Source organism: Microbacterium sp. NPDC058389 (assembly GCF_042722305.1).
Lineage (GTDB): Bacteria > Actinomycetota > Actinomycetes > Actinomycetales > Microbacteriaceae > Microbacterium.
Genome location: NZ_JBHXJQ010000021.1, coordinates 21,325 through 39,817 on the forward strand (window position 1 = coordinate 21,325; position 18,493 = coordinate 39,817).

Annotated in this window: 12 protein-coding genes; 7 read left to right on the forward strand and 5 right to left on the reverse strand. The window is 69.6% G+C overall.

Annotation, left to right across the window (positions count from 1 at the left end; translation table 11 throughout):
- Positions 1–68: 68 nt before the first annotated feature.
- A complete protein-coding gene (locus tag ACFWJ8_RS19525; RefSeq protein ID WP_378814673.1) occupies positions 69–1,409 on the reverse strand; it encodes an extracellular solute-binding protein in 1,341 nt (446 codons plus the stop codon).
- A gap of 112 nt (positions 1,410–1,521) precedes the next feature.
- The gene (locus ACFWJ8_RS19530; protein WP_378814675.1) at positions 1,522–2,724 is read right to left on the reverse strand and encodes an ROK family protein; all 1,203 of its coding nucleotides are present in this window, start codon (positions 2,722–2,724) and stop codon (positions 1,522–1,524) included.
- Positions 2,725–2,945: 221 nt separating this feature from the next.
- On the opposite strand from ACFWJ8_RS19530, the gene ACFWJ8_RS19535 reads away from it, so the two are divergent.
- Complete coding sequence (locus tag ACFWJ8_RS19535; protein WP_378814677.1) at positions 2,946–5,093, forward strand: L,D-transpeptidase family protein; 2,148 nt, start codon at positions 2,946–2,948, stop codon at positions 5,091–5,093.
- A 133-nt stretch (positions 5,094–5,226) separates the two neighbouring features.
- Here the strand turns inward: ACFWJ8_RS19535 and ACFWJ8_RS19540 are convergent, their stop codons facing one another.
- Positions 5,227–7,455: an NADP-dependent isocitrate dehydrogenase gene (locus ACFWJ8_RS19540; protein ID WP_378814679.1), complete on the reverse strand. Its 2,229-nt coding sequence runs from the start codon at positions 7,453–7,455 to the stop codon at positions 5,227–5,229.
- A 158-nt stretch (positions 7,456–7,613) separates the two neighbouring features.
- Here ACFWJ8_RS19540 and ACFWJ8_RS19545 point away from each other — a divergent pair, with 158 nt between their 5' ends.
- Both ACFWJ8_RS19545 and ACFWJ8_RS19550 read left to right on the forward strand, forming a co-directional pair.
- Positions 7,614–8,066 (forward strand): GNAT family N-acetyltransferase, encoded by a 453-nt coding sequence (locus ACFWJ8_RS19545; RefSeq protein WP_378814681.1) that lies wholly within the window; start codon positions 7,614–7,616, stop codon positions 8,064–8,066.
- A gap of 161 nt (positions 8,067–8,227) precedes the next feature.
- Positions 8,228–9,196: an acetylxylan esterase gene (locus tag ACFWJ8_RS19550; protein WP_378814683.1), complete on the forward strand. Its 969-nt coding sequence runs from the start codon at positions 8,228–8,230 to the stop codon at positions 9,194–9,196.
- A gap of 87 nt (positions 9,197–9,283) precedes the next feature.
- Here the strand turns inward: ACFWJ8_RS19550 and ACFWJ8_RS19555 are convergent, their stop codons facing one another.
- Entirely contained in the window at positions 9,284–11,419 is a 2,136-nt protein-coding gene (locus ACFWJ8_RS19555; RefSeq protein ID WP_378814685.1) for an alpha-galactosidase, read from the reverse strand.
- Entirely contained in the window at positions 11,416–12,438 is a 1,023-nt protein-coding gene (locus ACFWJ8_RS19560; protein ID WP_378814687.1) for a LacI family DNA-binding transcriptional regulator, read from the reverse strand. The genes ACFWJ8_RS19555 and ACFWJ8_RS19560 overlap by 4 nt, the downstream gene beginning before the upstream one ends.
- A gap of 291 nt (positions 12,439–12,729) precedes the next feature.
- Between ACFWJ8_RS19560 and ACFWJ8_RS19565 the strand changes: the two genes are divergently transcribed.
- From ACFWJ8_RS19565 to ACFWJ8_RS19580, 4 genes are read left to right on the forward strand one after another with little or no spacing between them, the layout of a single operon-like run.
- A complete protein-coding gene (locus ACFWJ8_RS19565; RefSeq protein WP_378814689.1) occupies positions 12,730–14,043 on the forward strand; it encodes an ABC transporter substrate-binding protein in 1,314 nt (437 codons plus the stop codon).
- Between the two features lie 20 nt (positions 14,044–14,063).
- A complete protein-coding gene (locus ACFWJ8_RS19570) occupies positions 14,064–15,056 on the forward strand; it encodes a carbohydrate ABC transporter permease (protein WP_378814691.1) in 993 nt (330 codons plus the stop codon).
- Positions 15,053–15,958 (forward strand): carbohydrate ABC transporter permease, encoded by a 906-nt coding sequence (locus ACFWJ8_RS19575; protein WP_378814693.1) that lies wholly within the window; start codon positions 15,053–15,055, stop codon positions 15,956–15,958. Before ACFWJ8_RS19570 ends, ACFWJ8_RS19575 begins: the two co-directional genes overlap by 4 nt.
- Positions 15,955–18,459, forward strand: coding sequence for a glycoside hydrolase family 2 protein (locus ACFWJ8_RS19580; RefSeq protein WP_378814695.1), 2,505 nt, complete (start codon positions 15,955–15,957; stop codon positions 18,457–18,459). Before ACFWJ8_RS19575 ends, ACFWJ8_RS19580 begins: the two co-directional genes overlap by 4 nt.
- Positions 18,460–18,493: the final 34 nt, after the last annotated feature.

Sequence of the window (18,493 nt, forward strand, 5' to 3'; positions counted from 1 at the left end):
CCCCGGCCCTGGGGGGTCGGGGGGGGGCGCGCCGCCCCCCCCCCCCACCCCGGTAGATGAAGAGGTTCTCAGCCGTTGATGATGGCGTCGATCTTCTGGTCGTACTCCTTGGCCAGGGCCTCGATGTCGCCACCGGCGGCCACCTTGCCGAAGAACTCCTCGAGGATCTTCTGACCCTCGACGGCGGCCCAGCCGGGCGCGGCCGGGGTGAGCTTCGAGTTCAGCGCCGACTCGATGAGAGCCGAGGCGAAGATGTCGTCACCCAGCGAGTCGACGAACTTGGTGTTCGCCGGGCCGAGGCCGTTCTTGCCGAGCATCTGCTGGTACTCGTCCGAGAAGATGATCTTCAGCAGTTCCTTGGCACCGGCCTGGTTCTTGCTCTTGGCCGAGATGCCGATGTTCGAGCCGCCGGCGAAGACCGGAGCGGCCTCGCCCGCCTCGACGCCCGGGAGCGGGAAGACACCGAAGGTGTCGTCGTTCCACTCGCGGACCTCGGTCACCTTGCCGTCGTCGCCGGTCTTCTCCTCGACGAAGTCACCGATCGACCAGTGCGCCCAGCCGGGTGCGATGATCGTGGCGGCCGTCGGCGGGTTGCCGTTCTTGTCGTTGTTGATGTTGACCCACGGGGTGCTGTCGTCCTCGGTGGCCGGCGCGTTCGAGGCGTTCTGGAACAGGTCCTGGAACTGCTCGAGGCCCGTGATGGTCTTGGCGTCGCTGAGGGTCGAGACCCACTTGTCGCCGTCCTTCTTGGCCAGGTCGCCGCCGTTCGCGAAGATCCACGAGACGCCGTTGCGCCAGTCCTCGCCACCGATGTAGAAGCCGGACTGGCCGTCGGTGCGGAGGGTCTTGACGTCCTCGTTGAACTCGTCGAGCGTCTTGGGCACCTCGAGGCCGGCGGCGCTCCAGATGTCCTTGCGGTACGTGATGTAGCGCGAGCCGAAGTAGTACGGCAGGGCGTACTGCTTGCCGTCGACCGTGCCGACGTCGACGAACGACTGCAGCAGGTCGTCGCCGCCGAGGTCGTCGTAGATGCCGCTCAGGTCGCTGAACGAGCCCGCCGTCGTGAAGGTCGGCGACCAGGTGTTGCCGATCTCGGTGACGTCAGGGGTGTTGTTGGCGTCGGGCAGCTGGTTCGCGAGCTTCGTGACCGCGTCGGTCCACGACTGCTCCTCGATGGTCAGCGTGCCGCCGGTAGCCGCCTTGTACTCGTCCTTCAGGTACTGGCGAAGCTCGTCCGGGGTGTCTCCACCCATCACCCAGAAGGTGATGTTCTGGCCCTTGGCGCCTTCGGGGTCGAACCCGGAAGCGTCGTCGGCCGAACCGCCGCCCGCGTTGCCGCTGCCGGCGCAGCCGGCGAGCACCAGTGCCGAGGCGCCGATGAGCGCCACGGCTCCAAGCGTCTTCTTCATGGTGTGTTCCTTCATGTTCTCTTGGTGTTCGGGTGGGCCGGGTGGCCCATCCAGGGGGATCCGGCGGTTCGGGGGGAAGCCGACGGAGTGATTGCGGGGTCTAGGCCGAGGTCTAGGACACCCCCAGTTGTCCGGACAGGACCATGACGGCCGCGCCGCGCAGGACGATGTCCTGGCCTTGCTCCGTCATCCGCACCCGCACGCCTTCGTCGTCGTTCGACGGCGCGAGCGTGCGCGCACGGAGAGCCTCGACGGCCTGGTCCGCGAGGGGACCGCCGAGAAGATCAGCGGGGCCGGAGAGCACGATCTCCGACACGTCGAGGGTGCCGACGACGGGTGCGAGGGCGATGCCCAGCCGCTCCCCCGCGTCACGCAGGATCCCGTCGTGGACGCCGGGATCGGATGCCTCGGCCAGGCGCGTCGTGAGCGACGGGACGGAGAGCCACGCTTCGAGGCATCCCACCTTCCCGCATGCGCACAGCGGGCCGCCGTCGGTGCCGACGGTGACGTGGCCGATCTCGCCCGCGGCGAAGCGGCTGCCGCGCATCGGCTGTCCGGCCAGCAGCAGGCCCGAGCCGACGCCGCGACCGACCTTGACGAGGAGCACGTCATCCGGTGCGCCCCCGAACGTGTACTCGGCGAGCACCGCGGCGTTGGCGTCGTTGGCGACGAGCACAGGGAGTCCGAGAGCGCCCCGCAGTGCGCCCTCGAGGTCGAAGCCGGCCCAGCCGAAGTTGGGGGCCGTGAGGATGACGCCGCGGTCGTCGACGACACCGGGCGTGCCGACGCCGATGCCGAGGACGGGCGCATGCGCTTCGGCGACGAGGTCGCGGGCCAGGTCGACCACGGTCGACACGAGGTCCTCGTCGGCAGGGAGGGGCACTTCGCGGCGGGCGACGATGCTGCCGTCGAGCGTCAGAACGGCGCCGATGAACGTGTCGCTGCCCGACAGGTCGAGCCCGACGATGCGGTGGCCGGCGTGGTCGAGGTCGACCAGGATGGCGGGCTTTCCGGGTCCGGATGCCTCACGCACGCCGATCTCGGCGACGAAGCCGTCGGCGATGAGCTCGGCGACGAGATCCGAGATCGTGACCCGCGTGAGCCCCGTCTCGCGAGAGAGATCGGCGCGGCTCATGGCGCCCTGGTGGAACAGCGTCTGCAGCACGAGCGAGCGGTTGTGCCCGCGGGCGTGCTCGGGCAGGACCTTGGCCCCCTGTCGCAGGGTGCGACCGGGGGCGAATGCGCGGGCATTCGCGGTGGGACTCTGCGGCGTGTCGATAATGGAAGGGCCGCGTCGCGCTTCCGAAGTAGGCATGTTTGTTAGTAGACCTTACGAACAAACTTTTCGCAAGTCCTCGGGCCATTTTGGGCGGATGCTTTACAAAACTGTGATGCGCGGTCGCACAAGGCCCGCGGCCAGGGCCTCGACTTTCCCGCCGTGACCGGCGATTCGTGCGTGACCAGGACGTGACACACGCGCGCGCGGGCGTCGCTTACCATTGTCGGAAGCGTGGATCACATTCGGGGGGTGAAGGCGTGACGGATCTGGCGACTCAGCCGCAAGCCGACGAGGCGTCCGCAGAGGACGCCGTCCAGGTCGATGAGGCCGTCGAGGACGCGACAGACGCGGACCTCGAGGGCTCCTCCACCGACGAATCGGACGTCGACGAGACCGAGCCGGCCGACGAGACCGAGCCCGCGGACGAGGACGTCGAGCCTGCCGACGAGGCCGAGCCCGCCGACGAGGCCGAGCCTGCCGACGAGGCCGAGCCCACGGACGAGGACGCCGAGCCTGCGGATGAGGCTGAGCCTGCCGACGAGACGGAGCCTGCCGACGAGGCCGAGCCGGCGGACGCGGACGTCGAGCCTGCCGACGAAGACGCGCCGGCCGACGAGGACGCCGAGCCCGCCGACGAGGTCGAGCCTGCGGATGAGGCTGAGCCCGCCGACGAGGTCGAGCCCGCCGACGAGGACGAGGACGCCGAGCCGGCCGACGACGCCGAGCCCGCGGACGAGGTCGAGCCGACCGACGAGACCGCCACCGCCGAAGAGGCCGACGACGCCGAAGCGCCTGCCGACGACGCAGCGGACGATGCCGGGCTGATCGCCGACGTCGCCGAACCCACAGACCCCTCCCCCGCTGACACCGACGACGACGCCACGGTGGCCGTCGCGACCGCGGTCCTGGCCCCTGTCCACGAAGCCGAGGCATCCGACGCCTCCGACTCGACCACCGTCCTGGCCGCGCCGGGCGAATCGGCGGCCGATGCCGCCGCCGCGCCGCCGGCCGGAGTGGGCGGCGCCGACGGCGCCGTCTACGCCTGGGCGGATCCCGAGCCCCAGCCGAAGAAGAAGCGCACGGCGCTGTGGCTGAGCATCGGGGCAGGTGTCGCCGCGGTCGGCCTCGTGGTCTCGTCGCTGCTGCTGATCGCCCCCGGCACCGCGGTCGCCGGCGTCCCGGTCGGCTGGATGACCCCCGGCGCCGCTGCGGATGCGATCGAGCAGCAGCTCGCCGGAACGACGGTGGTGCTCACCGGCGCCGGCGGCGACGCCGAGGTGACCGGTGCCGAGCTGGGTGCGTCGGTGGACGCACAGGCCCTCGCGGACGCCGCATTCGCCGAGCATCCGATGTGGAACCCGACGGCGTGGTTCGCCGAGACCGGCGCCGAGGTCGAGCTCGACACGGCCACAGCGCTCGAGACGCTGCGCGAGGCGGCCCCCGACCTCTTCACCGACCCTGTCGACGCGACCCTCGCATACGACGGCGCGTCGACCTCGTATGTGTCGACGCCCGCGACGCCCGGCACCGGGATCGACGTGGCGACCGTGCAGCAGGCGCTGCAGGCGGCCTTCGAGGCCGGCTCGTCGCGGGTGAACCTGGAGCCCGTGATCTCCGAAGTCCCGGCCGCGATCTCGACAGAGACCGCCGCTGACACCGCGACGCAGCTCAACGGCATGATCTCCAACATCGGCTTCTACGTGGGCGATGAGCGCACCGTGCCGGTGGACCGCGCCGTGGCGGCGTCCTGGCTGACCGTCACCCCCGAAGCGGGCGCGTTCACGATCACGGCCGACGCCGCAGCCATCCAGCCGGTCGTCGACACGCTGGCCGCGACCGTCGACCGGGCGCCCGAGAACGCCGTCGAGATCACCGACCGCGCCGGCAAGGTGCTGCAGACCATCGCGGCCGGGCAGTCGGGACGCCAGCTGGGCGCCACCGCCGGCATCGCCGCAGGGTTCGCGGCGCAGCTGGCCGCGGGCGACCCCGTCTACAAGCTCCCGGTCGAGGAAGTGCCCGTGAGCACGACCACGCTCGCCCGCAACATCGTCGTCGACCTCAGCGACCAGGCCGCGTACTTCTACGAGAACGGCGTCGTCGTCAGCTCGACGCGCATGTCGTCGGGGCTGCCGGGTCACGACACGCACACCGGCGACTTCCGCATCACCGCGAAGCTGCGCTCGCAGAACATGGGCAACCCTGATCTCACCAAGGCGCCGTACTACTACACGAAGAACGTGCCCTGGGTCATGTACTTCAACGGCGACCAGGCCCTCCACGGCGCGTACTGGCACAACAACTTCGGCAACCGCATGAGCCACGGCTGCGTCAACCTGCCCGTCGGCGTCGCCGAGTTCCTCTACCAGTGGGCGCCCATGGGCACCGAGGTCACCGTGCAGAACTGAGCCACCCTCTACGACGAGATGAGCGGATGCCCCGGGCCGGGGCATCCGCTCATCTCGTTGTGGCTGCGGGTCAGCGTTTCGACAGGTCCGCCGCTGGCGCGGCGGACGCTCAACGACCGCGCCCCTTGGTTGCTCAGCTCCGCTGAGCAACCAAGCCGTCGATCACCGCGTTGAAGGTGGCCGACGGGCGCATGACTCCCGCGACGAGCTCGGCGTCGGGACGGTAGTACCCGCCGATGTCGACCGGCGAGCCCTGCACGGCGATGAGCTCGTCGACGATCTGCTGCTCGTTCGCGGCGAGGGTCTCGGCGATCGGAGCGAAGGCCGCCGCCAGCTCGGCGTCGTCCGTCTGCTTCGCGAGCTCCTGCGTCCAGTACAGCGCGAGGTAGAAGTGGCTGCCGCGGTTGTCGATCGTGCCGAGCGCACGGCCGGGCGACTTGTCGTTCTCGAGGAACGTGCCGGTCGCGGCATCCAGCGTGTCGGCGAGCACCTTCGCCTTGGCGTTGCCGGTGAAGTCCGACAGGTGCTCGAACGACGCGGCCAGCGCGAAGAACTCGCCGAGCGAGTCCCAGCGCAGGTAGTCCTCGGCGAGGAGCTGCTGCACGTGCTTGGGGGCAGAGCCGCCCGCACCCGTCTCGAACAGGCCGCCGCCCGCGAGCAGCGGCACGATGCTCAGCATCTTGGCGCTCGTGCCGACCTCGAGGATCGGGAACAGGTCGGTGAGGTAGTCGCGCAGCACGTTGCCGGTCACCGAGATGGTGTCCTCGCCCTGGCGCAGACGGTCCAGCGAGTACTGGGTCGCGGCCGCGGGCGCGAGGATCTCGATCGTGAGGCCCTCGGTGTCGTGCTCTGCGAGGTAGGTCTTCACCTTGGCGATGAGCGCGGCGTCGTGCGAGCGGTTCTCGTCGAGCCAGAACACGGCGGGCGCGCCGGTGGCGCGGGCACGCGTGACGGCGAGCTTCACCCAGTCGCGGATCGCGACGTCCTTGGTCTGGGTCGCGCGCCAGATGTCGCCCGGCTGCACGGCGTGCTCGATGAGCACGTCGCCGGCCTGGTTCACGACCTGGACGGTGCCTGCGGCGGCGAGCTCGAACGTCTTGTCGTGGCTGCCGTACTCCTCGGCGGCCTGCGCCATGAGGCCCACGTTCGGGACGGTGCCGATCGTGGCGGGGTCGAGCGGACCGCGAGCGATCACGTCGTCGATCACGGTCTGGTAGACGCCCGCGTACGACGAGTCCGGGATGACGGCCAGCGTGTCGTCCTCGCCGCCGTCGGCGCCCCACAGCTTGCCGCCGTTGCGGACGAGCGCGGGCATCGACGCGTCGACGATCACGTCGGACGGCACGTGGAGGTTCGTGATGCCCTTGTCGGAGTTGACGTACGACAGGCGCGGAGAGTCGGTGGCCGCGGCGATCGCGGCGGCGATCTCGTCGCCGCCGTCGACGTTCGCGAGCCCCGCGAGGATGGCGCCGAGGCCGTCGTTCGGGGTCAGGCCCGCCTCGGCGATCTTGTCGCCGTACTTGTCGAACACGTCCGCGTAGTACGCCTTGACGACGTGGCCGAAGATGATGGGGTCGCTGACCTTCATCATCGTCGCCTTGAGGTGCACCGAGTACAGGACGTCCTCGGCCTTCGCCGTCGCGAGCGTCTCCGCGAGGAAGGCGTCGAGCGCGGCGGCCGACAGGAACGTCGCGTCGACGATCTCGCCCGGAAGCACCTTGAGACCGGTCTTCAGTGCGGTCGTCGTGCCGTCGGCGGCGACGTGCTGGATCGTCAGCACGTCGTCGGCAGGGATGACGGTCGACTTCTCGTTCGACTTGAAGTCGTCGTGGCCGAGGGTCGCGACACGGGTCTTCGAGCCCTCGCCGAACGCCTTGTTGCGGTGCGGGTGCTTGCGCGCGTAGTTCTTGACCGACAGCGGCGCGCGGCGGTCGCTGTTGCCCTCGCGCAGCACCGGGTTGACGGCGGAGCCCTTGATGCGGTCGTAGCGCGCGCGCACGTCCTTCTGCTCGAGGGTCTCGGCGTCGTCCGGGTAGTCCGGGATGTCGTAGCCCTGCGACTGCAGCTCGGCGATCGCGGCCTTCAGCTGCGGGATCGAGGCCGAGATGTTCGGGAGCTTGATGATGTTCGCCTCGGGCAGGGTCGCGAGACCGCCGAGTTCGGCGAGCGCGTCGCCCACCTGCTGCTCGGGCATGAGGTTCTGCGGGAAGGCGGCGAGGATGCGGCCTGCCAGCGAGATGTCGCGCGTCTCGATCTCGACCCCGGCCTGGCCGGCGACGGCCTGCACGATCGGGAGGAAAGACGCGGTGGCGAGGGCCGGAGCCTCGTCGGTGTAGGTGTAGATGATGGTGGAGTCGGTCACCTGAATCGGTCCTGTCGGTGCTTCGGACGGGTCGCGCACAGCCTATCGCAAGCACCTGGAGAGATATCTCGACGTCAAGATATCTCTCCGCATGAACATTGTGTTTCCGTGTGAAATCCACCGTGCCGGACACGGTCATCCGGGCTAGCCTGGGGCGCATGGGTGATCTGCGACTCGTCGAACTGTCCGCCTCGACCATCGTGGCGGTCAACAATATGTCGCTCAAGCCCGGCCAGGAGGAGTTCCTGTCGCCGGTGAGCTACGGCATCGCCGCGACCGTCGTGAACCCGCAGACCACGTGGCAGCGCGTCGTGCTCGACGGCGAGCAGGTCGTCGCCTTCGTCAGCGGCAACTTCGACCTCGACGACCCGCAGGAGCACTTCCGCTCCGTGCTGTGGCGCATCAACGTCGACGCCGATGACCAGGGCAAGGGCATCGGCCGGTTCGCCGTCGAGGCCCTCATCGAAGAGGCGCGGAACCGCGGCATGGGCCACGTGAACGTCATCTACGAGGCGGGCGAAGGCGGCCCGCAGGCATTCTTCGAGCGTGTGGGCTTCACTCCGGTGGGTGAGACCGAGTACGGTGAAGTCATCGCTGAGATCAGACTCTGATCCGGCGAACCGGCGTCCGATCTGGGGAGCGGACGATCAGCGCCTGACGGCGCTTCTGAGACCGGCGGCGGGGCCTCGAATACCCCTCCCCCATCGAGGCCTCGTCGCCTTTTCCCTCGCCACCGTCGAAGCGCTTCCGTACCAGGCGTTAGGGTAGGCGCGTGCCGAGATTCGATCTGTCCCCCGCGGAGCTCGAGGCGTACACGCCCGACGTCCGCGAACCCTCCGATTTCGACGACTTCTGGGCGACGACGCTCACCGAGTCGCGTCGATGGGATGCCGCACCCGACGTCGTGCCCGCCGACACCCCGTTCACCGCGCTGGACGTGTTCGACGTGACGTTCCCCGGCTTCGGCGGCGATCCGGTGAAGGCGTGGCTGACGCTGCCCGCGGGCGCCGAAGGACCGCTTCCCGCCGTCGTCGAGTACCAGGGCTACGGCGGCGGCCGGGGACTTCCCGGCGAGCGCCTCGGCTGGGCCGCCGCCGGGTACGCCCACCTGTTCATGGACACGCGCGGCCAGGGGTCGATGTGGGGATCGGGCGGCGACACCCCCGACCCGCACGGCACCGGCCCGTCGTCGACGGGCTTCATGACGCGAGGCATCGAGGACCCGGCGGACTACTACTACCGCCGCGTGTTCACCGACGCGGTGCGCGCGATCGACGCGGTGCGGACGCTCCCCCAGGTGGATGCCGATCGCGTCGCGGTGTGCGGCGCGAGCCAGGGCGGCGGCATCGCGATCGCCGCGGCCGGTCTGTCGGACGGTCTGGTCGCAGTGATGCCCGACGTGCCGTTCCTGTGCCACTTCGAGCGGGCCATCGGGCTGACCGACGCCGACCCGTACCAGGAGGTCGTGCGGTACCTGTCGGTGCACCGCGGCCTGGACGACCGCGTGTTCGAGACGCTGTCGTACTTCGACGGCGCGAACATGGCCAAGCGCGCGGACGCCGCCGCCCTCTACTCCGTCGCGCTCATGGACACCATCTGCCCGCCGTCGACGGTGTACGCCGCGTTCAACCGCCACACCACCGCGACCAAGCAGATCGAGGTGTACACGCACAACGGCCACGAGGGCGGTCAGGCGTTCCAGTTCCCCAAGCAGGCCCGATTCCTCTCGGCACTGGTCTGACGCAGCCCCCTGCTCGGGTGTCACGTCACGCGGCGACGCCTCACGCGAAGCCGCGTGTCGTGACACTCCTGGACGCCGCCTCGGGCGTCACACGGACTCGAGGTGCAGAACGAAGGCCTGGACGGGCCAGAGCGTCGGCAGCTGCAGTCCCACGTCCATCAGCAGCGCGCCCGGGAGCTCGATCCCGCCCGACGTGAACCACTCGGGCGCGATCCACCCGTACTTCGCCGCGCCGATCTCGTCGCGCACGCGCACGCGGTACCGCCGGTCGCGGTCGAGCCCGGGGATCCGCAGCCGCTCGGCGCGGGCATCCTCGAGGCTCGCCACGGTCGCCACGAGCACGACCGCCGCGGTGCCGGTGACGAAGCCGGTGACGCGCCACGCCGGGTCGCGGAGGTCCGCGTGCACGACGCGGCCGGTGTGCACGATCGGACGCAGCTCCTTGTAGAGCGCCGCGAACCGGGAGATCGCCGCGGTCTCCTCGGCGCCGCACGACAGGATGTCCCACTCGAAGCCGGCCGAGCCCATGAGGCTCGTCGCCATGCGGTACGACAGGTCCGTGGTGCGGCCCGACGAATGCGAGGTCGTGGGGCCGACGTGGGCGCCGACGAGCTCGGGCGGGAGGAGCAGGCCGGTCCAGCGTTGGATGTCCTGCCGTTCGACGGGGTCGTTCGAGTCGCTCGCCCACACCCGGTCGGCGACCTCGAGGATCCCGAGGTCGGTACGGGCGCCGCCGCTGGAGCACGACTCGATCTCGAGCGAGGGATGCCGGCGCCCCAGCTCGCGCATCAGCTCGTACACCGCGGTCATCTGGGCGTGGCCGCCCGGGCGGCCCGCGTGGGCGCTCTCGACGAGGTCGCGGTTGTGGTCCCACTTGATGAAGTCGATGCCGAGCCCGCTCACGAGGGCGTCGATCTGCCCGAGCACGTGGGCGAAGGCATCCCGGTTCGCGAGGTCCATGACGTACTGCCCGCGCCACGACAGGCTCGCGTCGTGGTCGAGGTGCGCGGGGTCGTGGAGCAGCCAGTCGGGGTGGGCCCGGGCGACGTCGGAGTCGAGACTCACCATCTCGGGCTCGAACCACAGGCCGAACTGCATGCCGAGCTCGTGCACGCGGCCTGCGAGCGGCTCGAGCCCTTCGGGCCACACGGTGCGGTCGACGATCCAGTCACCCAGGCTCGTGGTGTCGTCGCGGCGCCCCTGGAACCAGCCGTCGTCGAGCACGAACCGCTCGATCCCGACCTCGGCCGCCCGCTCGGCGAGCGCCACCAGGCGGGCGGGGTCGTGGTCGAAGTAGACGGCCTCCCACGTGTTCAGCACGAGGGGACGGGGGGATGCCGGGTGCTGCGGCCGTGCGCGCATCCAGGTGTGCACGCGGTCGGAGAAGCCGTCGAGCCCCCTGCCGGTGTGCACGAACGCGGCGCGAGGCGCCCGGTACTCGTCGCCGGGTGTGAGGCGGATCTCGCCGGGCCGCAGCAGCTCGCCCGCGCCGATGAGCGTCACCGCGTCGGTGACGCGGTCGATGCGCGTCGTGAGGTCGCTCGACCACGCGAGGTGGACGCCCCACAGCTCGCCGGCGCCCCAGTGGGGCGCGCCGATGCCGGCGATCGCCGCCACCGGGTTGTCGTGCCCGGGCCGGCCGCGGCGCGTCTGGCGCACGGTCGCGCCGGCGGGCATCGGAGTGACGACCGGACGCTTCTCGCGCGTCCAACGGCCGTCGAAGGTGAGCAGCGTGTCGGTGGTGGTCGGCACCGGGAGCGCGGCCTCGAGCCAGTCGACGTCGACGGGGGCTGCATCCGCTCCGCCCTCATGGCGCAGCGCGTGCTCGACCCAGACGACGCCGCCCGCTTCGATCGCGATCTCGATCGTGAGGAGAAGAGTGGATGCCGCATCCCGCGCCGCGAATACCGCCCGGCGCGCGTCGCCCTCGACCCCGTCGAGCACCCAGCGCGGGTGATGGACGATCCCGGCGGCTCGCAGCTGCATGCCCGGGCGCCCGGTCCAGCCGTCGCTCTCGTGCGGCGAGAGCGACACCTGCCACGCGGCGTCGAGGGTGCCCGGCGGTGTCTGGCGACTCACGGCGCGCGCGAGGGCGGCCGCGTCGGCGTCGGTGATCCTGCCCACGGCGGCGCCCCAGTGAAGCACGCAGGGTAGACCGGGACCGCGCGCATCGACGATCACGGCGACGCCGTCATGCTCGAGGTGGACGAAGCCGGGGGTCATACGGGGGTCCTCTCTGCGGGGGGGCGTTCGCCGGTGCCGCGCTCGACGAGCCAGGTGGGCATCTCGAGCTGGCGGGTGAAGCCGGCCGGGTCCTGCATGCGCTCGATCGCGAGCGTGGCCGCCGCCTTGCCGAGGGCGATCGGGTCGTAGTTGATCACCGACACCCCGAGCACGTCGGCGGTGTCGAAGTCGTCGAAGCCGATGAGCGCGGTCCGGTCGTCGTCGCGGTCGCGCAGCACGCGCAGCGCGTTGATCGTGACGCGGTTGTTGCCCGTGATGATGGCCGAGGGGGCGTCGTCCCGATCGAGCAGTTCCGCGATCAGGCCGTCGGCGGGTCGCGCGAGATCGTCGGCCAGTCGCTCCCACCGCGACGACGCCGAGATGCCGTAGGCGGCGAGCGCGTCGCGGTAGCCGCGGAGGCGCTCGACCTGGGTGTAGACGGATGCCGGATTGCAGATGTAGCCGATGCGCCGGTGGCCGCGCTCGAGCAGCCGCGTGGTCGCCTCGAAGACGCCGCGATGGTTCTGCAGCACGATCGAGTCCGCGACGAGGTTGCGGGCCGGCCGGTCGATCGCGATGATCGGCGTGCCCAGGTGCCGCTCGCCCTCGAGGTACGACTGGTCGTCGGCGACGGGGATCAGCAGGAGCGCACCGAGACGCTGCCCGAGCAGCGCGTCGGCGACGCGCTCCTCGCCCTCGGCGGTGTCGTCGGTGGTGGCCACCACGAGCGAGAACCCGTTGGCGGCGAGCTCGCGCTCGATGCCGGCTGCGAGCTTGTAGTAGAACGGGTTGTTCAGCTCGCCCATGATGAACCCGATCGTGTTCGTCGGGCCACCGCGGCGCAGGTTGCGCGCGAGCGGGTTGGGCCGGAAGCGCAGCCGCTTGGCCGCAGCCAGCACGCGGTCCACCGTCTCGGGCGCGACGAGATCGCGATGTGTGAACACGCGCGAGACCGTCTTCGAGCTCACGCCGGCGAGCCGGGCGACGTCCTCCAGAGTCGCGCGCTGCTGAACGTTCATGCCGTGGCCTCCTTGTCGGCGGAGTTCACGCTAGCAGTGTTCGCGACGAAATGTCTACGTAAGACATTCTCCGGACATCGCGATGACCGTTCGGCCATGTGAACAACTTAATACCCAGATCAACGTATGTTTCACCGAGCCGGACGTGCTGCGGACAGGACAAGACAGCGCTGACATCGACCACTTGCGGAACCGCTTCGACGCCCTCTACTCTGACGGCGCGACGAACCACGCGACGGTGCGGTGATCCGCACCGGCAGTTCAAGGGCGAACCTGACAAGGAGACATCACATGGCGAAGAAGGCATTCGCGGGCATCGCGTTGCTGGCGACCGCCGCGGTCGCGATGAGCGGCTGCGCGGGAAGCGGCGCGGACGATGCGAGCAACACCATCGACGGCGACATCAAGGGCGAGATCAAGGTGCTCACGTGGCGCACCGACCTCGTGCAGGACGGCACGTACGACCGGTACGTGAAGGAGTTCGAGGCCAAGTACCCCGATGTGAAGGTCAAGATCGAGGCCGTCACCGACTACGCGACCGAGATGCAGACCCGCATGTCGACGACGAACTACGGCGACGTCATCGGCATCCCGACGATCAAGCCCGACCAGTACGACCAGTTCCTCGAGCCCCTCGGCAAGACCGCCGACTTCGAGGACACCTACCGGTTCCTGCCGGCCGCGAGCTACGACGGCACCCAGTACGGCATCGCCTGGGGCGGCAACGCCAACGGCGTCGTCTACAACAAGAAGGTCTGGGAGGAGGCGGGCATCACGACGCTGCCCACCACCGAGGAGGAGTGGCTCGAGGACCTCCAGAAGATCAAGGACAACACCGACGCCGTCCCGCTCTACACGAACTACAAGGCCGGCTGGACGCTCACGCAGAGCTTCGGCAACCTGGGCGGCGTCACCGACGACGCCGATGCGCCGATCACCCTCGCCGAGGATGAGGCGCCGTGGAGCGAGGGCACCGATGTGTACGCGATCGACTCGCTGCTGTACGACAGCGTCGCGGCCGGGCTCACCGAGGACGACCCGCTGACCACCGACTGGGAGCAGTCGAAGGTCCTCATCGGCACCGGCAAGATCGGCGCGATGACGCTCGGCTCGTGGGCGGTCTCGCAGATGAAGGCCGCCGCCGAGGACAACGGCGCCTCGGCCGACGACATCGGCTTCATGGCGTTCCCGGCCAACGTCGACGGCCAGCAGTACGCGGTCATCGGCGGCGACTACAACCTCGGCGTGAGCAAGCACTCGAAGGCGAAGGCCGCGGCGTGGGCGTTCATCCAGTGGATCGTCGGCGAGTCGGACTACGTCGAGGTCCAGGGCATGGTCCCGACCGTCAAGAGCCAGCCGCTGCCCGAGGCCCTCACGTCGTTCGAGGATGCCGGGGTCGACCTGATGGAGATCAACCCGGCACCGGCCGGCAAGGAGGCGCTCCTCAACACGACCGCCGACAAGGCGCAGATCGACCTCTACGGCCCGATCTACCGCCAGAAGCTCGTCGACATCGCGCGCGGCGCCGCCGACGGCGACAAGGACAGCTACTTCGCCGAACTCAACGACAAGTGGGGCGCCGCCGTCGAGAGCCTCAAGGGCTGACGGAAGGGGGCGGCAGAGAAATGGCCATCGCAACTCCTGGCGCGGCACCGGCGGACGCCCCTGCCGCCCTCTCCGCCCCGGTCCGGGGCCGACTCGTCGGGATCTCCCGGCGGGCCGGCCGCGGCCGGCGCGGCGGCACCGCCGGCGGCGGGATCATGAAGCACCTCACCCCGTGGCTGTTCCTGGCCGCGGCGGTGGGGCTGCTGCTCCTGTTCACCTACTGGCCGGCGGCGAACCTGTTCTACTACAGCGTCACCGACTGGGACGGCATCGACCAGACGAAGAACCTCGTCGGGCTCGACAACTACGTGCAGGTCTTCACCGACCCGCGTATCTTCCCGGTGTTCTTCGTCAGCCTGTACTACTTCGTGGCGTCGTTCTTCCAGATCGCGATCGCGCTGTACTTCGCGACGATCCTGAGCTTCTCGACGAGGTTCTCCGGCTTCTTCCGGGGTGTGCTGTTCTTCCCGTACCTCATCAACGGCGTCGCCGTCGGCTTCGTCTTCCTGTACCTCTTCCAGCCCGGAGGCACGCTCGACACGGTGCTGAGCTGGTTCGGCGTCACCGATCCGCCGCAGTGGCTGGGCGACCCCGACATCGTCAACTGGTCGCTGGCCGGCACCTCGGTGTGGCGGTACACGGGCATGGGATTCGTGCTGTTCCTCGGCGCGATCCAGTCCATCCCGCACGAGCTGTACGAGGCGGCCGAGATCGACGGCGCGAACCGATGGGCGCAGTTCTGGGCCATCATCTTCCCCGGTATCCGACGCGTCGTCGGGCTCACCGTGATCCTGGCGATCTCGGGCAGCCTCAGCGTCTTCGAGGTGCCGTTCATCATGACCGGCGGCGCGAACGGCTCCAACACGTTCGTGATCAACACGCTGCAGACCGCGTTCAGCTACCGGCAGGTGGGCCTCGCCTCGGCGATGGCCGTCGTGCTCCTGTTCATCGTGCTGATCGTCACGTGGATCCAGCGCAAGGTCTTCCCCGACGAGAAGGTCGATCTGACATGACCACCACCGAACCCGTGCGCACGATGCCGGTGCGCACCGCCCTCCCCGAGCGCACGATCCGCGGCCGTTCGCCGTGGGAGAAGGTCCGCAGCGGCACGGCGACGACCGCGAAGTACACGAGCCTCGTCGTCGCGGCGATCGTCACGATCCTGCCGCTGTCGGTGCTGCTGTTCGCGGGCCTCAAGACGAAGACCGAGTACGCGCAGACCGGCCCGTTCACGCTGCCGACCGACTGGCTCAACTTCGACAACTTCGTCACGGCGTTCGTGAGCGGCAAGATGCTCGAGGGCTTCGTGAACACCACGATCGTGCTCGCCGTGTCGCTCGTGGGCACGATCTTCATCGGCACCGCCGCCGCCTATGCGCTCGACAGGTTCAACTTCCGCGGCAAGCGACTGGTGCTCGTCCTCTTCCTCGTCGCCACGCTGATCCCCGGCGTCACGACGCAGGTCGCGACGTTCCAGCTCATCAGCGCCTTCGGGCTCTACGATTCGATGGTCGCCCTGATCATCCTGTTCATGGGCACCGACATCATCGCGATCTACCTCTTCATCCAGTTCATGCAGTCGATCCCCATCTCGCTCGACGAAGCGGCGATGATCGACGGCGCCAACCGGTGGACGATCTACTGGCGGATCGTCCTCCCCCTCCTCCGCCCCGCGATCGCGACCGTCGTGATCATCAAGGGCATCGCCATCTACAACGAGTTCTACCTGCCCTTCCTCTATCTGCCGTCGCAGGGGTTCATCTCCACGTCGCTGTTCCGGTTCAAGGGACCGTACGGCGCGCAGTGGGAGGTGATCGCCGCCGGAACGATCCTCGTGATCATCCCGACGTTCATCGCCTTCCTGCTGCTGCAGCGCTGGATCTACAAGGGCCTGACCGCAGGAGCCGTCAAGTGACCACTCCCCTCGCCTTCCGTCCGATCGACACCGGGTGGACGCTCCGTGCGTCCGCCGGTCCCGCACCCGCCGGCTTCGACGCGGCGCTTCCCGCCGTCGTCCCCGGCTGCGTTCACACCGACCTGCTGTCGGCCGGTCTCATCCCCGACCCGTTCCTCGACGACAACGAGTCGGCGCTCGCCTGGATCGGCCTCGTCGACTGGACGTACGCGACGACGTTCGAGTGGACTCGGGATGCCGCCGACCGCACGGACCTCGTGTTCCAGGGTCTCGACACCGTGACCACGATCCGTCTCAACGGGCGCGAGGTCGGGGCGACCGCGAACCAGCACCGCTCGTACCGGTTCGACGTGCGCGACCTGCTCATCGAGGGCGAGAACGAGCTCGTCGTCGCGTTCCGGTCGCCGATCAAGTACGCCAACGAGCAGAGCGTCGCGCTCGGGGTGCGGCCCCGGGCCTACGGACTGCCCAACGACGCGATCCGCAAGTCGGCGTGCAGCTACGGCTGGGACTGGGGCATCGCGACCTACACGAGCGGAATGGTGAAGCCTGTCGGCCTGGAGTCGTGGTCTGTCGCGCGCCTCGCCGAGACGCGCGTCGTCGCGACCCCGGCGGGCGACGGCGGCGTCGTCGAGGTCGACGTCATGATCGAGCGGGCGCCGGATGCCTCGGAGCCGGTGTCGGTGAGCGTCACCATCGATGGTCCCGGGATCGATCGAGACACGGTGCCCGGCGTCGTCGTCGGCGGGTTCGGCGGTGACAGTGCACGCGTTCGGATCGATGTGCCCTCGGTCGAACGCTGGTGGCCTGCGGGCTACGGTGCGCAGCCCCTGTACACCGTCGAGGTGACATTGCGCACGATGACCGCCGAGGCGCTCGATTCGACTCGCCGGACAGTCGGCTTCCGGGACGTGCGGTGGGACATGACGCCCGACGAGGCGGGCACGCCGTTCACGCTCGTCGTCAACGACCAGCCGGTCTTCGTGAAAGGCGTGAACTGGATCCCGGACGACGCCCTCACGGTGCGCGTCACGCGCGACCGCGTGCGGCGGCGCTTCGAGCAGGCGCTCGACGCGAACCTCAACCTCATCCGGGTGTGGGGCGGCGGGCTGTACGAGTCCGACGACTTCTACGAGCTGGCCGACGAGCTGGGCCTGCTGACGTGGCAGGACTTCCTGTTCGCGTGCGCGGCCTACGCCGAGGAGGACCCGCTGCGCTCCGAGGTCGAGGCGGAGGCCCGCGAGAACATCGCCCGCCTCGCCCACCACGCCTCACTCGTGCTGCTCACCGGCAACAACGAGAACCTCTGGGGCTACGAGGACTGGGGCTGGAAGCTCCGCCTGGACGGCAAGACCTGGGGCGCGTACTACTACTACGAGCTCTTCCCGGCGCTCATCGCCGAGCTCGCGGCGCACGTCCCCTACGCGCCCGGCAGCCCCTTCAGCCCGGGGCTCGGCTGGGACGGGGAGCAGCAGACGGGTCCGCACCCCAACGACGAGCAGCACGGCAGCGTGCACCTGTGGGAGCAGTGGAACCGGTTCGACTGGACCACGTATCGTCAGCACACGCCGCGGTTCGTGGCGGAGTTCGGCTGGCAGGGCCCGCCCACGTGGAGCACCCTCACCCGATCGATCGGCGACGACCCGCTCACGCCCGAGTCGCCCGGCATGATCGTGCACCAGAAGGCCGGCGAGGGGAACGTCAAGCTCACGAACGGGCTGCTCCCCCACTTCCGGCTCCCGGAGGCCATGGAGGACTGGCACTGGGCGATGCAGCTGAACCAGGCCCTCGCCGTCCGCACCGCGCTCGAGCACTTCCGCTCGTGGGCTCCGCATACGCAGGGCGCCATCGTGTGGCAGCTGAACGACTGCTGGCCGGTCACCTCGTGGGCGGCGATCGACGGCGACGAGCGGCCGAAGCCGTTGTTCTACGGGCTGAAGAACGCCTTCGCCCCGCGGGTCGTGACGATCCAGCCCCGTGACGGCGGACTCGCCGCGGTCGTCTCGAACGACACCGCCGAGGCGTGGACGGGCGAGCTCGTGGCCCGCCGGCTCGGGTTCGCGGGCGACGAGCGCGGCCGGTTCGCGGTCGCCGTGTCGCTCGCACCGCGCGAGACGGCCACCGTCGCGCTCCCCGCCGACGTGGCCACCGCGGCGGATGCCACGGGCGAGCTGATCGTGGCAGGGGTCGACGACGTGCGCGGATTCTGGTTCTTCGCAGAGCCCCGCGATTCGTCGCTCGGCACCGCGGACGTCGAGGTCGCCGCCGAGGCCGCCGAGAGCGGGACGCTCGTCACGCTCACGGCTCGGAGCCTCGTGCGCGACCTCACGCTGCTCGTCGACAAGGTCGACCCCGACGCGGTGGCGTCGGACGCCCTCATCACGCTGCTGCCCGGCGAGAGCACAACGCTGCTCGTGCGGCACGAGGGGCCGGCGCTGGCGGCATCCGCCCTCTCGGACGCCCGGGTGCTGCGGACGGCCAACGAACTGGTCACCTCGTGAGCGGCGCGCTCCCCCAGGCACTCGAGCCCTACGT